Origin of the sequence: Streptomyces sp. NPDC051109 (genome assembly GCF_044455885.1) — a bacterium.
In the GTDB taxonomy this organism is placed as follows: domain Bacteria; phylum Actinomycetota; class Actinomycetes; order Streptomycetales; family Streptomycetaceae; genus Streptomyces.
This window is the reverse complement of the sequence record NZ_JBITFF010000003.1, coordinates 412,671-424,951: the sequence shown is the minus strand read 5'-3', so window position 1 is coordinate 424,951 and position 12,281 is coordinate 412,671. Positions and strand designations below refer to the sequence as shown.

The window sequence follows — 12,281 nt, the reverse complement described above, 5'->3', positions numbered from 1 at the left end:
AGGCGGCACGTACGTGGCTGTCCAAGAGATGTCCCGAAGCACCCACGGCGGCGCCTGCACCTGCGACGACTGCCCGCACGGCGCGCAGGAGGGGCACCGGCGCGCCGTCGCCGCGTTCACCGAGAAGCGGGACGAGTTCGCGGCCGGCCAAGGGCTGCCGGCCGCGGTGGCCCGGTCCGCCGGGGCCTCCCGGCAGTGGGTCTCCGACGAGCTGACCCTGTCGGCCCGTACGGTCGCCGACCGGGGCCGGGAGGCCGGCAACTCCTGGCTGTACCTCTTCTCGCGGCGGGCCGTGCTCGCCGTGTGGATCTCCGCCGGGGTGCTGCTGCTGGTGCAGGTCGGCACCGCACTGGGCACCGGCTGGTCCACGGCCCGCACCGCCGGGCTGCTCGCTGCGGTGGTCCTGGCCGGGCTGCTCACGGGCGCCGCCCGAGCCCAGTCGCTGCGTGGCGGGCTCCTCGCCCCCCTGGTCGGCGAGGACAACCGGCTGTCCACCTCGAAGGCGGTGCCGAGTGCCTGGGTGGTGCTGACGGCGTTCGCCGCGCTGCTGCCCGCGCTGCGGCTGGCGGCCTCGCCGCCCGGCCCGCAGCGGCAGGCCCTGTACGCGGGGCTGGCGCTCGGGCGGGCGCTGCCGCTGCTGGCCGTGGTCGCGCTGACCTCGGCCGTGGCGGTGCTGGTGCGCCGGGTGGTCACCGTACGGATCATGGGCCAGCGGATGCAGAAGCTGCCGGCGGACCGGCCGCGCGGGGTGGACCTGCTGACGGACGACGCGGGCCGGGGGAGCTTCCCGGACGCGCAGTACGTGCTGGTCTCCACGGTGGTGCTGGCCTACGCGGCGGTGTCGATGGCCCGGTTCCCGGACCGGCTGCCGCGGCTGCCGTGGGCGCTGGCCATGCTGGTGGCCCTGTCGGCGGCGGTGTACCTGGCGTCGAAGTTCGCCGAGGTGAGCCGTCCGCTGATCCTGTCGGTGGTGCGCCGACGGGAGCCCGGCGATCTCGACGCGGCCATCCGCCCGGGCGACGACATCGAGATCCGCGGCGTGGGCTTCGTGCCGCCCGGGGCGCAGACGCCGGAGATGCTGGCCCGGTTGGTCGTACGGGTCGGGGCGGTCCACGTGCACGTGCCGCTGGTGCCGGTCGCGGGCGGGTTCACCAACCCCTCGGACGCGGCGCTGACGGTGCCGGTCCCGGCGGAAGTGGAACCCGGGCGCATCGAGGTGCAGGTGGTGACGGCCGCCGGAGTGGAATCCAACCGCTGCACCATCGACGTGGCTGAGTGAACCGGGGTACACATGGGTCGTGACCCGAACTGATGTCCCTTCCGGCCGTTCCGGACTGCGGGAACAGGCCGCCCGGTACGCCCTCCTGCCGCTGCGGATCTTCCTCGGCGTGACCTTCGTCTACGCGGGCCTGGACAAGCTGACCGACCCCGCGTTCCTGTCCGCCTCCGGCGCCGGCTCCATCGGGGAGCAGATGCACGGCGCGCGCGACACCTCCGCGATCCCCGCCCTGGTGGACTGGGCGCTGCTCTCGCCGGTCGGGTTCGGGGCGCTGCTGGCCGTAGGGGAACTCCTGGTGGGCCTGGGCACCCTGGTCGGCCTGCTGACCCGGATCGCGGCGACCGGCGGTGCGCTGATCTCGCTCAGCCTGTGGCTCACGGTGTCCTGGCAGGTGACCCCGTACTACTACGGCAACGACCTGGTCTACCTGATGGCCTGGATCCCGATGATCCTGGCCGGTGCGCCCTATCTCTCTCTGGACTCGCTGATCCGCTCGCGCGGTTCGCGGACCCGGTCACGCCGGTCCCGGCGCACGGCGTAGGTCACCACCCCCACCAGCGCGGCCAGGCAGAGCCCGCCCATGGTCATCGGGATGACCAGGAACCAGGGCAGATCTGCCTCCCCCGTCGCGTCGAGCAGGTACAGCACGCCCGCCGCCACCAGGATCAGGCCGGCCAGCAGCCGACCGGGCTGGAACTCATGACGCGGCACGGGCCACCTCCACCTGTCCGACACCTGCGTTCAGGTGCAGCTCGATCGTTCCCCCGGCCTCGGTGCCGGCGGGCGGCTTCAGGGTCGCCTGCTGGGTTTCGCCGCCGCTCTGTATGCGTACGTCCTGGCTGGTCTCGCCGGGCATGTGGATGTCGCCCAGCTTCACCGAGACGTCGGCCTGCGCGGTGACCTCGCGGGGCACGATCACCTTGAGCCGGCCCGCCTCCGCGGTGGCGCGGACGGACAGCGTGGTGCCCTTCGGCACGTCCAGCCGGCTCAGGTCCAGCGTGGCCAGCCCGGTGCCCGCCGTGTAGACGGGCCTGACGTCGGCCACGGCGGCCGGCCGCCATTCCACGGACTTCCAGTCGGTGCCGATCTCGCGGGGCAGCGCGGAGGCGCCGGCCAGCAGCCCGGCGGTGATCATCGCCAGCAGGACGGTGCCGAAGCCGGTGCGGCCCTTGACCGAGCTGACCGCGAGGCCCAGCCCGAAGACGGCGAGCGACGAGGCCAGGCCCATCTGCAGCGCGTGCGAGAGGGTACTGCCCTGCCAGACTGCGGCGGTGGCGGCGCCCCCGGCCAGCAGGGCCAGGACGAACACCCGGCCGCCGATCCCGCCGCGCGGGACCTTCGGCGCGGAGGCCCGCTCGCGGTCGCCCGGGGCGCGGACGCCCCCGATGTTCCGGGCGGCGTTGGCGTCGGCGGATTCATCGGGCCCCCACAGGTACCCGCTGGATCCCACGGGGCCGGTCGTGCCGTCCTTGACCAGCGGGTCCCGCCACCAGGAAGGGCTGCCGGGCACGGGCGGGGCCTGGGTCTCCGGCGGGGCCGGGCGGTGCGCCGCCTGCGGCTCGGCCTCGGGGGCGGCGGCCTTCCGGCGGCGCTGCGACCAGTACGAGGCCCCTCCGAGGGCCAGGATCACCAGGACGGAGAACACGGCCAGTCCGCCGTTGTCCAGCATCGACAGGAACAGCGCGCAGCCGACCAGCGCCGCGAACACCGCGGCCAGGGTGGCGCCCTCGACCCGGCCGGTCAGCAGCTTCTTCGCCTCGCTGTCGTCCTCACCCTCGACCGGCAGCAGCAGCCACGCGAAGCCGTAGAAGATCAGGCCCACCCCGCCGGTGACAGCGAGGACGCCGAGCACGATCCGGAAGATCACCGGGTCCAGGTCGAAGTACCGGCCGAGGCCGCCGCACACGCCCGCGAGGACCTTGTCGCGCTTGCTGCGGCGCAGCGGCGGCCGGTCGGTGGCGCGGTCTGCGGGCCGATCGCCGGGCGGCGGCGCCGTACCGGTGCCGGCACCGGTGCCCGTACCGGTATCGGCACCGGCACCGGTCGGTGGCGGGGAGTCGTGCTTGGTCATGGCTCCATGGTGACAACCCGCCGCGCCCCGCGGCACCGGGTCCGACCCTGGCGCAACCCTGATATCCCCCCGACAGAACTGGGGGGCTGCCCTGATGTCCCGTACGGCGCCCGCGTGTGACCATCAATGGCATGCCCGTCTCCACCGCCCCCCGTCCCCCGCACGCAGCAGACGCCGACGAACCGCCCCAGCGCAAGCTCTACCGCAGCGCCGACGGCCGGATGCTCGGCGGTGTCGCGCGCGGTCTCGCCGGGCACCTCGGGCTGCCGGTCGTCTGGGTCCGGCTCGCGTTCCTCGGCCTGTTCATGTGGGGGGACGGGCTCGGCGTACTGCTGTACGCCGCGTTCTGGGTCTTCGTACCGCTGGGGGTCGGCGGGCGCACCGGGCACCGCTCCTTCTTCGAGACCCTCTCCGACGGCAGCCGCCGCCTGCGCAAACCCGACCGCGGGCAGATCACCGCCCTCATCGCGCTGTGCATCGGCGCCGGCATCTTCATCTCCAAGGTCCAGCTCGGCGGCACCTCCGGCCGGTACGTGTGGCCGACGCTGCTGGTCGGCGCCGGCGTGGTCCTCGTATGGCGCCAGGCCGACAACGCCCGCCGCGCCCACTGGGGCGCCGCCGCCGGGCGCAACGCCCGCCTGCTCCAGATCGCCCGCGGGTTCGCCGGGGTCGCCCTGGTCGGCGTCGGCCTGACCGTCTTCATCGTGGTCCGCGGCTCGGCCGCGCAGCTCGGCAACGTGCTGACCGCCGCCCTCGCCGTCCTCGTCGGCATAGCCCTGCTCGCCGGCCCCTGGCTGATCCGGATGACCCAGGACCTCTCCGAGGAACGCCTGATGCGCATCCGGGCCCAGGAGCGCGCCGAGGTCGCGGCCCACGTGCACGACTCGGTGCTGCACACCCTGACCCTGATCCAGCGCAACGCGGAGGACGTCGGCGAGGTGCGCCGCCTCGCCCGCGCGCAGGAGCGGGAGCTGCGGAACTGGCTCTACAAGCCGGAGGGCACCGGCAAGGACGAGGCCGAGGAGCCCGCCACCCTCGCGGAGGCCGTCAAGAAGACGGCCGCCGAGGTGGAGGACCACCACGGGGTCCCGATCGAGGTCGTCGTGGTCGGCGACTGCCCGCTCGACGAGAGGCTCGGCGCACAGGTCCAGGCCGCGCGCGAGGCGATGGTCAACGCCGCCAAGTACGGTGGCGAGGGCGGGCCGGTGCAGGTGTACGCCGAGGTGGAGGGGCAGACGGTGTTCGTGTCCGTGCGGGACCGGGGCCCGGGCTTCGACATCGACGCGGTACCGGACGACCGCATGGGCGTACGAGAATCGATCATCGGCCGGATGCAGCGCAACGGCGGGACCGCACGGCTGCGGTCCGCGCCCGACGGCGGCACGGAAGTCGAACTGGAGATGGAGAGGGCGGCGAACGCAGCATGACCGAGGAGACGACCGGCAGCGCGGCGGCGGACAGGCGCGTCCGGGTGGTGCTCGTCGACGACCACCGGATGTTCCGCGCGGGCGTGCAGGCCGAGATCGGCGAGACCGCCCGGACCGGGGTCGAGGTCGTCGGCGAGGCGGCCGATGTGGACCAGGCCGTCACCGTCATCACCGCCACCCGGCCCGAGGTGGTCCTGCTCGATGTCCACCTGCCCGGCGGCGGCGGGGTCGAGGTGCTGCGGCGCTGCGCCCCGCTGATGGCGGCCCACGACAACCCGGTGCGGTTCCTGGCCCTGTCGGTGTCGGACGCCGCCGAGGACGTCATCGGGGTCATCCGGGGCGGCGCGCGCGGGTACGTCACCAAGACCATCACCGGGACCGACCTGGTGAACTCGGTCTTCCGGGTGCAGGAGGGGGACGCGGTGTTCTCGCCGCGGCTGGCGGGCTTCGTGCTCGACGCCTTCGCCTCGACGGACGCGCCGCCCGTCGACGAGGACCTGGACCGCCTCACGCAGCGCGAGCGCGAGGTGCTGCGGCTGATCGCGCGCGGGTACGCGTACAAAGAGATCGCCAAGCAGCTCTTCATCTCGGTGAAGACCGTGGAGTCCCACGTCTCGGCCGTGCTCAGGAAGCTCCAGCTCTCCAACCGGCACGAACTGACCCGCTGGGCGACGGCGCGCCGCCTGGTGTGACGTCCGCGCCGGTCTGGCGTCCGCGCCGGTCTGGCGTCCGCGCCGGTGTGACCGACGCCGCAGGGGGCGGGGGCAACCGCGCGGTGCCGCGGCGCCCTCTTGGGTGGCGTGATGAGCTTGACCGGGTTCCCCCTGTTCGCGACGGCGATCGCCCTTACGGCGATCGCCGTTCTCCTGCCGCTGGCCGTGTGGAGCAAGGTGCGCGGCCCGGCCGTCGTACGCGTGTCGACCCGGGCCCTGATGGTCGTGTTCGCCCAGGCCACCGCCGTCGCGCTGGTGTTCATCTCGGTGAACCGGCAGGAGAACTTCTACGCTTCCTGGGGCGATCTGCTGGGCACCGGCAAGTACGTCACGGCCGCCCCCGACCTCGGCGCGGACGGGCTCGGCGGGAAGAAGGCCGCGGAGGTCAAGGCGGAGCCGAAGGTCCTCCAGGACTTCCAGCCCGTCGAGGGCCTCGGCGGCCGGGTCAAGAAGACCGAGCTCGACGGCAAGATCTCCGGGGTCAAGGGCGACGTCATGGTGTGGCTCCCGCCGCAGTACGACGACCCGGCGTTCAAGAACAAGAAGTTCCCCGTGGTCGAGCTGATCCCGGGCATACCGGGGACGGGCAAGTCCTGGTTCCAGGGGCTCAAGGCGGCCGAGGTGCTGGAGCCGCTGATGAAGAGCGGAAAGGTGCAGCCGTTCATCCTGGTCTCGCCGCGCGCCATGCTGCTGGGCAACGGCGACACCGGCTGCGCCAACATCCCCGGCAAGGTCAACGCGGACAGCTGGTTCAGCGTCGACGTCCGCAAGATGGTCGTCGACAACTTCCGGGCCTCCGACGAGGCCCGCACCTGGGGCGTGGCAGGCTACTCGGCCGGCGCGTACTGCGCCGCCAAGCTGGCGATCCTGCACCCCGACCGCTACAGCGCGGCCGTCTCCCTGTCCGGCTACAACGACCCGGGCCAGGAGCCCACCTCGCTGGTCGCCCAGGATCCGGAGATGCGGCGCACCCACAACCTGAAGGCCCTGCTCAAGGCCGCGCCCACGCCGCCGGCGGTCTCCCTGTGGATGTCGGGCGCCGAGCAGGACGGCTACCTGTCCGGCACGGACCTCAAGGCCATCGCACTGACCCCGACCGCGGTGCACGCGGAGAAGGTCACCGGCGGGCACAACCTCGACTCGTGGTCGAAGCAGCTCCCGCAGGCGTTCACCTGGCTGACCACACAGGTCAAGGCGCCGTAGAGTCCGCGTCGCAGGGCCGCTGTCCGCCGTCGGCCGTCGGCCGTCCGCCCCCGCCGTACGTCGGGCAGCAGGAGGCTCACGCAGGGCGGGAGGCGCCCGCCCAGGGCATCGAATCGACCGGAGCCACGCGGACCGTCGACCCGGGGCGCGGGGCGTGGATCATCTGGCCGTTGCCGATGTACAGGCCGACGTGGGTGACCCCCGCGTAGAAGAACACCAGGTCACCGGGGGCCAGCTGGTCGCGGGAGACCCGATGCCCCGCGTTGATCTGGGTGTAGGTGGTGCGGGGGAGGGAGACCCCGGCCGAGCGCCAGGCCGCCTGGGTCAGGCCGGAGCAGTCGAACGAGCCCGGTCCCGTCGCGCCCCAGACGTACGGCTTGCCGATCGCCCCGTACGCGAAGGCCACCGCGCGGGCGGCGCGCGTACCGTCCGAGGCCGGCGGCGGGGTCGCGGCATGCGGACCGGCCGGGGCCGGGCCGGCCGACTGCGCCTCGTACGCGGCCCGCTCCTCGGCGGTGAGCTTGGCCAGCAGCCGCTTGGCGGTGTCGAGCTTGCCCTTGACGGTGGCCTTGTACTCGGCGAGTTCGCCCTCGCGGGCGCGCAGGTCGGCGAGCCGGCCGGCGGCCTCGTCCTTGAGCTGCCGGACCTCGTCGAGCCGCCGCCGTACGGAGGAGACCTCGGCGGCGTTGCGGTCGCCGGTCCGGGTGAGGAACGAGGCCTGGTCCAGGTAGTCCCGCGGGTTCTCGGCCAGCGCCAGCCGCATGGCGGGCCCCAGGCCGCCGGTGCGGTACTGGCCGGCGGCCAGGGAACCGAGCGCCCGGCGGGCGGTGTTGAGCCGGTCGGTCTTGCGGGCGGTCTCGTCGCGCAGTGCGTCGAGCGCGCGCTGGGCCTCGTCGGCCTGCTCCTTCGCCCCGTTGTACTGCTCGGCCGTCTCCTCGGCCTCCTCGTAGAGCCGGTCGACCTCGGCCTTCACCTGGGAGGGCGTCTGCCGGGGCTCGGCCTGGGAGGTTCCTTCGAAGGCGGTGGCGGTGGCAGCGCCCGCGAGGGCGAGGGTCGCGGCGGTCCGCACGGTGCCGCGGGAGAGCGGGTGGAGCGGGCGCTGCCTGGGCTTTCGGTGACTGGCCACGAGGGCCTCACGTCCTTCCTCGCTCGGGAGCTCGGTGCTTGGAGGAGGACGCTAGACCGGAAGGTAACGGTCGGATGACGAGATGATCGCAAGTGCCCCGACGTGACCTGACGTGAACGGATGTGGCTGTTGTGGTTCGGTGTCGGGATCAGTGCCAGAGGACGGCGATGAAGATATTGACCACGGTCAGCCCGCCGACCGCACCGAACAGGGCCTTCTCCACGTGCTCCTCGTCCCGCTTCACGTAGACGAGCGCGAGGATCACGAAGAGGATGGCGAGCTTCACGCCGATCTTGATGTTGTTGACGTGGCCGCCGTCCATCTCGCGGAAGCCGACCAGCAGGACGCCGGTGACGAGCATCGTCAGCGCGCCGTGCAGCATCGCGGGCACGAAGCGTGCGGTGCCGGCGCTCATCGCCTTCATCTGGGTCAGGAAACCGCCCAGGAGAGAGGCGATCCCGATGATGTGCAGGCCCACGAAGACACTGATGAGTACGTTCATGGCGTCGAGCGTACGGAGGCTCCCGGTCAGTCCAGGAAGCGGGTCAGCGCCTCGACGACCACCTCCGGCCGCTCCTCCGGGAGGTAGTGCCCGCTGCCGTCGACGCGGACCACGCGGGTGTCGGTGCCGAGGGCGGGGACGGCGGTCACGAGGCTCTCGTGGTTGCCGTACTCGCCGCCCAGGGCCAGGATCGGCGCGGCCACCGGGGCGTAGCCCGCCAGGTCGGCGATGTCCCGGGTGAAGGCCCGGTACCAGTCGTTCGCGGCGCGCACCGCCTCCGGTGCCTCGTAGGCGCGGGCGTACACCGCGCGGGCGTGCGCGTCGACGGAGCCGGGGTCGGCGGCCGCGTTCTCGAACAGCCAGTCCAGCAGGAGGTGGAAGCGGCCGGCGAGCAGCTGCTCGGGGAGGCCGTGGACCTGGTTGAAGGCGAACCACCACTTGTGGCGCTGCCCATGCCGGGGGAGCAGGGTCTGCCGGGCCCAGCTCTCCTCGGGGTGGGACACGTCCAGGAGGGCGATCTTCCGGGTGGCCTCGGGGTGGTTGGCGGCGAACGCGTAGGCCACCATCGCGCCGATGTCATGGCCCACGACGTGCGCACTCGCGATGCCGAGCCGGCCGAGGAGTGCGTGGATGTCGCGGGCCAGGGTCTTCTTGTCGTACCCGGTGGCGGGCTTGGCGGAGCCGCCCATGCCGCGCAGGTCGACGGCGATCACGCGGTGGCGGGAGGCCAGGGCGGGCAGCACCTTGCGCCACTGCCACCAGGTCTGCGGCCAGCCGCCGAGCAGGACGAGCGGCTCGCCCCTGCCGCCTTCGACGTAGTGCAGCCGGGTGCCGTTGACGTCGGCGTGGTGGCTGGTGAAGCCGCCGTCGAGGGAGGCGGCGAGTGCGGCGTCGTCGAGCGGGGCATCGGGGGGCGCGGTCTCGGCGAGCGGGCCGGTGCTGCTGCTGGGCATGGGAGGTCCCTCCTGTCGGTGCGCGGGCCGACCGTTCGAAGATTTCGTACGGTCGCGGCGATCGAGACTGTACGAGATCTTCGAACGGTCTGGCAATGTCCGTACGAGATCTGCGTACAGTGAGTGCATGCCTGCCGCTGCCGAGCTGACCCACCCCTGCGCCGAGGACCTCGACCTGGCCGAGGTGCTCGCGGCCCTGGGGCACCCCGTCCGCTTGGAGATCGTCCGCAAGCTGGCCTCCGGCCAGGAGACGTTCTGCGGCGAAGTGGTACCTGACCTGCCCCGATCGAGCGTCACTCACCATCTCAAGACGCTCCGCGAGGGCGGGGTGATCTGCCAGCGCCCGCAGGGCCGCAAGCTCTACCTCGCGCTGCGCCGCGACGATCTGGAACTGCGCTTCCCCGGTCTCCTGGAACTCGTACTGGCGTGTCGGTCCCGACCCCTAGACTCGGAAAGCGATGAGCAGCCTCTTTGACGACAGTTTCCTGGCGGACCTCACCCCCTCCGACGAGGTCCCCCCGCCGCCCGAGGATCACCCCGCCCCGGACGAGGGCGCGGACGATCTCTTCGGGGGCCGGTTCGACGTGCCCATGAGCGGCGACGCGTACTACCGCGACGGCGCCCCCAAGCCCGTCATCGACCCCGCGACCCTCCTGGACGGGCTGAACGAGCAGCAGGCCGCGGCCGTCGTGCACGCCGGCTCCCCGCTGCTCATCGTGGCCGGCGCCGGCTCCGGCAAGACCCGGGTCCTGACCCACCGCATCGGCCACCTGCTGGCCGCGCGGAACGTCCACCCCGGCCAGATCCTGGCGATCACCTTCACCAACAAGGCCGCCGGCGAGATGAAGGAGCGCGTCGAGAGCCTGGTCGGCCCGCGCGCCAACGCCATGTGGGTGTCCACCTTCCACAGCGCGTGCGTCCGGATCCTGCGCCGCGAGTCGAAGCGCCTCGGCTTCACCTCGTCCTTCTCGATCTACGACGCGGCCGACTCGAAGCGCCTGATGGCCCTCGTCTGCCGCGACCTGGACCTGGATCCGAAGAAGTTCCCGCCCAAGGCCTTCAACGCCAAGGTCTCGAACCTCAAGAACGAGCTCATCGACGAGGACGCCTTCGCGGGGCAGGCCGCCGACGGCTTCGAGAAGACCCTCGCCCAGGCGTACGCGATGTACCAGGGGCGGCTGCGCGAGGCCAACGCGCTCGACTTCGACGACATCATCATGACGACCGTCCACCTGCTCCAGGCGTTCCCGGACGTCGCCGAGCACTACCGGCGGCGCTTCCGCCACGTCCTGGTGGACGAGTACCAGGACACCAACCACGCCCAGTACACGCTGGTGCGCGAGCTCGTCGGCACCGGCTACCCGGACCTGCCGCCTGCCGAGCTGTGCGTGGTGGGTGACGCCGACCAGTCGATCTACGCCTTCCGCGGCGCGACGATCCGCAACATCCTCCAGTTCGAGGAGGACTACAAGGACGCGACGACGATCCTGCTGGAGCAGAACTACCGCTCCACGCAGACGATCCTCTCCGCAGCCAACGCGGTCATCGAGCGCAACGAGAACCGCCGCGCCAAGAACCTGTGGACCCAGGCCGGCACCGGCGCCGTCATCACCGGCTACGTCGCGGACACCGAGCACGACGAGGCGCAGTTCGTCGCCGACGAGATCGACCGGCTGACGGACGCCGGGGACGCCAAGGCGGGCGACGTCGCGATCTTCTACCGGACGAACGCGCAGTCGCGCGTGTTCGAGGAGATCTTCATCCGCGTCGGACTCCCGTACAAGGTCGTCGGCGGAGTCCGCTTCTACGAGCGCAAGGAAGTCCGGGACATCCTCGCGTACCTGCGCGTCCTCGCGAACCCGGAGGACAACGTCCCGCTCCGCCGGATCCTGAACGTACCCAAGCGCGGTATCGGCGAGCGCGCGGAAGCGATGATCGACGCGCTCGCGATGCGCGAGAAGATCACTTTCCCGCAGGCGCTGCGGCGCGTGGACGAGGCGTTCGGCATGGCCGCGCGCTCGACCAACGCGGTGAAGCGGTTCAACGTGCTGATGGAGGAGCTCCGCACGATCGTCGACTCGGGCGCGGGCCCGGCAGTGGTGCTGGAGGCGGTGCTGGAGCGTACGGGCTACCTCGCCGAGCTCCAGGCCTCGACCGACCCGCAGGACGAGACGCGCATCGAGAACCTCCAGGAACTCGCGGCCGTCGCCCTGGAGTTCGAGCAGGCGCGCGGCGAGGACGCCGGGACAACAGCGGCCGGCGCCACGGGGGGCACGCTCGCCGAGTTCCTGGAGCAGGTCGCGCTCGTCGCCGACTCCGACCAGATCCCGGACGAGGACGAGGACGGCTCGGGCGTCATCACGCTGATGACCCTGCACACCGCCAAGGGCCTCGAATTCCCGGTGGTCTTCCTGACCGGCATGGAGGACGGGGTCTTCCCGCACATGCGGGCCCTGGGCCAGACCAAGGAGCTGGAGGAGGAGCGGCGCCTCGCCTACGTCGGCATCACGCGGGCGCGCGAGCGGCTCTACCTGACCCGCTCCAGCATGCGCAGCGCCTGGGGCACCCCCTCCTACAACCCGCCGTCACGGTTCCTGGAGGAGATCCCGGCCGAGTACCTGCAGTGGAAGCGCACGGGCGCGGCGCAGAAGCCGGCGGGCCCGATGCGCAGTTCGGGCTCCGGGTACGGATCCTCCGGCTCGGGGGGCGGCAAGGCCACGTTCGGGACCTCGCCGGAGGCGTTCCTGTCCTCGTCGCGCACGAAGTCGGGGCCGTCCGGGTTCGCCACGCGCCGGGCCGCCGACAAGCCGGTCATCGCGCTGTCGGTCGGAGACCGCGTCACGCACGACCAGTTCGGACTGGGCACGGTCATGGAGGTCAAGGGCGCCGGCGCGGACGCGCAGGCCACCGTCGACTTCGGGGACGACAAGCCGAAGCGCCTGCTGCTGCGCTACGCGCCGGTGCAGAAGCTGTAAGGGGGGCGGGCCGGGCCCGGGGGGACCGTTCC

Annotated in this window: 12 protein-coding genes; 7 read left to right on the top strand and 5 right to left on the bottom strand. The window is 72.3% G+C overall.

All coding sequences use genetic code 11. From position 1 onward, the window contains the following. Nucleotides 1–28: 28 nt before the first annotated feature. Together ACIBAD_RS07750 and ACIBAD_RS07745 are read left to right on the top strand one after the other, a co-directional pair. A complete protein-coding gene (locus tag ACIBAD_RS07750; protein ID WP_398905220.1) occupies nucleotides 29–1,279 on the top strand; it encodes a hypothetical protein in 1,251 nt (416 codons plus the stop codon). A gap of 19 nt (nucleotides 1,280–1,298) precedes the next feature. Further along, on the top strand, nucleotides 1,299–1,820 hold the full coding sequence (locus tag ACIBAD_RS07745) for a TQO small subunit DoxD (RefSeq protein WP_134071942.1): 522 nt from the start codon (nucleotides 1,299–1,301) through the stop codon (nucleotides 1,818–1,820). Here the strand turns inward: ACIBAD_RS07745 and ACIBAD_RS07740 are convergent. Together ACIBAD_RS07740 and ACIBAD_RS07735 are read right to left on the bottom strand one after the other, a co-directional pair. Continuing rightward, nucleotides 1,745–1,990, bottom strand: a complete 246-nt coding sequence (locus tag ACIBAD_RS07740) for a hypothetical protein (RefSeq protein ID WP_398905218.1) — start codon at nucleotides 1,988–1,990, stop codon at nucleotides 1,745–1,747. The genes ACIBAD_RS07745 and ACIBAD_RS07740 overlap by 76 nt on opposite strands. After that, on the bottom strand, nucleotides 1,977–3,350 hold the full coding sequence (locus tag ACIBAD_RS07735; RefSeq protein WP_398905216.1) for a PspC domain-containing protein: 1,374 nt from the start codon (nucleotides 3,348–3,350) through the stop codon (nucleotides 1,977–1,979). The genes ACIBAD_RS07740 and ACIBAD_RS07735 overlap by 14 nt, the downstream gene beginning before the upstream one ends. 131 nt (nucleotides 3,351–3,481) lie before the next feature. Between ACIBAD_RS07735 and ACIBAD_RS07730 the strand changes: the two genes are divergently transcribed. The 3 genes from ACIBAD_RS07730 to ACIBAD_RS07720 all read left to right on the top strand — a co-directional run bounded on the left by ACIBAD_RS07730 (nucleotide 3,482) and on the right by ACIBAD_RS07720 (nucleotide 6,693). Next, entirely contained in the window at nucleotides 3,482–4,777 is a 1,296-nt protein-coding gene (locus ACIBAD_RS07730) for a PspC domain-containing protein (protein ID WP_398905214.1), read from the top strand. Further along, nucleotides 4,774–5,469 (top strand): response regulator transcription factor, encoded by a 696-nt coding sequence (locus ACIBAD_RS07725; protein WP_134071936.1) that lies wholly within the window; start codon nucleotides 4,774–4,776, stop codon nucleotides 5,467–5,469. The genes ACIBAD_RS07730 and ACIBAD_RS07725 overlap by 4 nt, the downstream gene beginning before the upstream one ends. Nucleotides 5,470–5,580: 111 nt before the next feature. Then, nucleotides 5,581–6,693: an alpha/beta hydrolase gene (locus tag ACIBAD_RS07720; RefSeq protein WP_398905212.1), complete on the top strand. Its 1,113-nt coding sequence runs from the start codon at nucleotides 5,581–5,583 to the stop codon at nucleotides 6,691–6,693. A 76-nt stretch (nucleotides 6,694–6,769) separates the two neighbouring features. On the opposite strand, the gene ACIBAD_RS07715 is transcribed toward ACIBAD_RS07720, so the two are convergent. From ACIBAD_RS07715 to ACIBAD_RS07705, 3 genes are all read right to left on the bottom strand, one after another. After that, nucleotides 6,770–7,819: an NlpC/P60 family protein gene (locus ACIBAD_RS07715; RefSeq protein ID WP_398905210.1), complete on the bottom strand. Its 1,050-nt coding sequence runs from the start codon at nucleotides 7,817–7,819 to the stop codon at nucleotides 6,770–6,772. Between the two features lie 148 nt (nucleotides 7,820–7,967). Next, the gene (locus tag ACIBAD_RS07710) at nucleotides 7,968–8,321 is read right to left on the bottom strand and encodes a hypothetical protein (protein WP_134071930.1); all 354 of its coding nucleotides are present in this window, start codon (nucleotides 8,319–8,321) and stop codon (nucleotides 7,968–7,970) included. Between the two features lie 26 nt (nucleotides 8,322–8,347). Continuing rightward, a complete protein-coding gene (locus ACIBAD_RS07705; protein ID WP_398905208.1) occupies nucleotides 8,348–9,274 on the bottom strand; it encodes an alpha/beta fold hydrolase in 927 nt (308 codons plus the stop codon). Between the two features lie 127 nt (nucleotides 9,275–9,401). Here ACIBAD_RS07705 and ACIBAD_RS07700 point away from each other — a divergent pair, with 127 nt between their 5' ends. Next, complete coding sequence (locus ACIBAD_RS07700) at nucleotides 9,402–9,749, top strand: helix-turn-helix domain-containing protein (protein WP_134071926.1); 348 nt, start codon at nucleotides 9,402–9,404, stop codon at nucleotides 9,747–9,749. After that, nucleotides 9,733–12,249, top strand: a complete 2,517-nt coding sequence (gene pcrA, locus ACIBAD_RS07695; RefSeq protein ID WP_398905205.1) for a DNA helicase PcrA — start codon at nucleotides 9,733–9,735, stop codon at nucleotides 12,247–12,249. Before ACIBAD_RS07700 ends, pcrA begins: the two co-directional genes overlap by 17 nt. Nucleotides 12,250–12,281 lie beyond the last annotated feature (32 nt).

Coding starts and splice junctions, on each gene's coding strand:
- ACIBAD_RS07750 (WP_398905220.1), top strand. CDS start 29: ATGTCCCGAAGCACCCACGGCGGCGCCTGCACCTGCGACGACTGCCCG.
- ACIBAD_RS07735 (WP_398905216.1), bottom strand. CDS start 3,350: ATGACCAAGCACGACTCCCCGCCACCGACCGGTGCCGGTGCCGATACC.
- ACIBAD_RS07730 (WP_398905214.1), top strand. CDS start 3,482: ATGCCCGTCTCCACCGCCCCCCGTCCCCCGCACGCAGCAGACGCCGAC.
- ACIBAD_RS07725 (WP_134071936.1), top strand. CDS start 4,774: ATGACCGAGGAGACGACCGGCAGCGCGGCGGCGGACAGGCGCGTCCGG.
- ACIBAD_RS07720 (WP_398905212.1), top strand. CDS start 5,581: ATGAGCTTGACCGGGTTCCCCCTGTTCGCGACGGCGATCGCCCTTACG.
- ACIBAD_RS07710 (WP_134071930.1), bottom strand. CDS start 8,321: ATGAACGTACTCATCAGTGTCTTCGTGGGCCTGCACATCATCGGGATC.
- ACIBAD_RS07705 (WP_398905208.1), bottom strand. CDS start 9,274: ATGCCCAGCAGCAGCACCGGCCCGCTCGCCGAGACCGCGCCCCCCGAT.
- ACIBAD_RS07700 (WP_134071926.1), top strand. CDS start 9,402: ATGCCTGCCGCTGCCGAGCTGACCCACCCCTGCGCCGAGGACCTCGAC.
- pcrA (WP_398905205.1), top strand. CDS start 9,733: ATGAGCAGCCTCTTTGACGACAGTTTCCTGGCGGACCTCACCCCCTCC.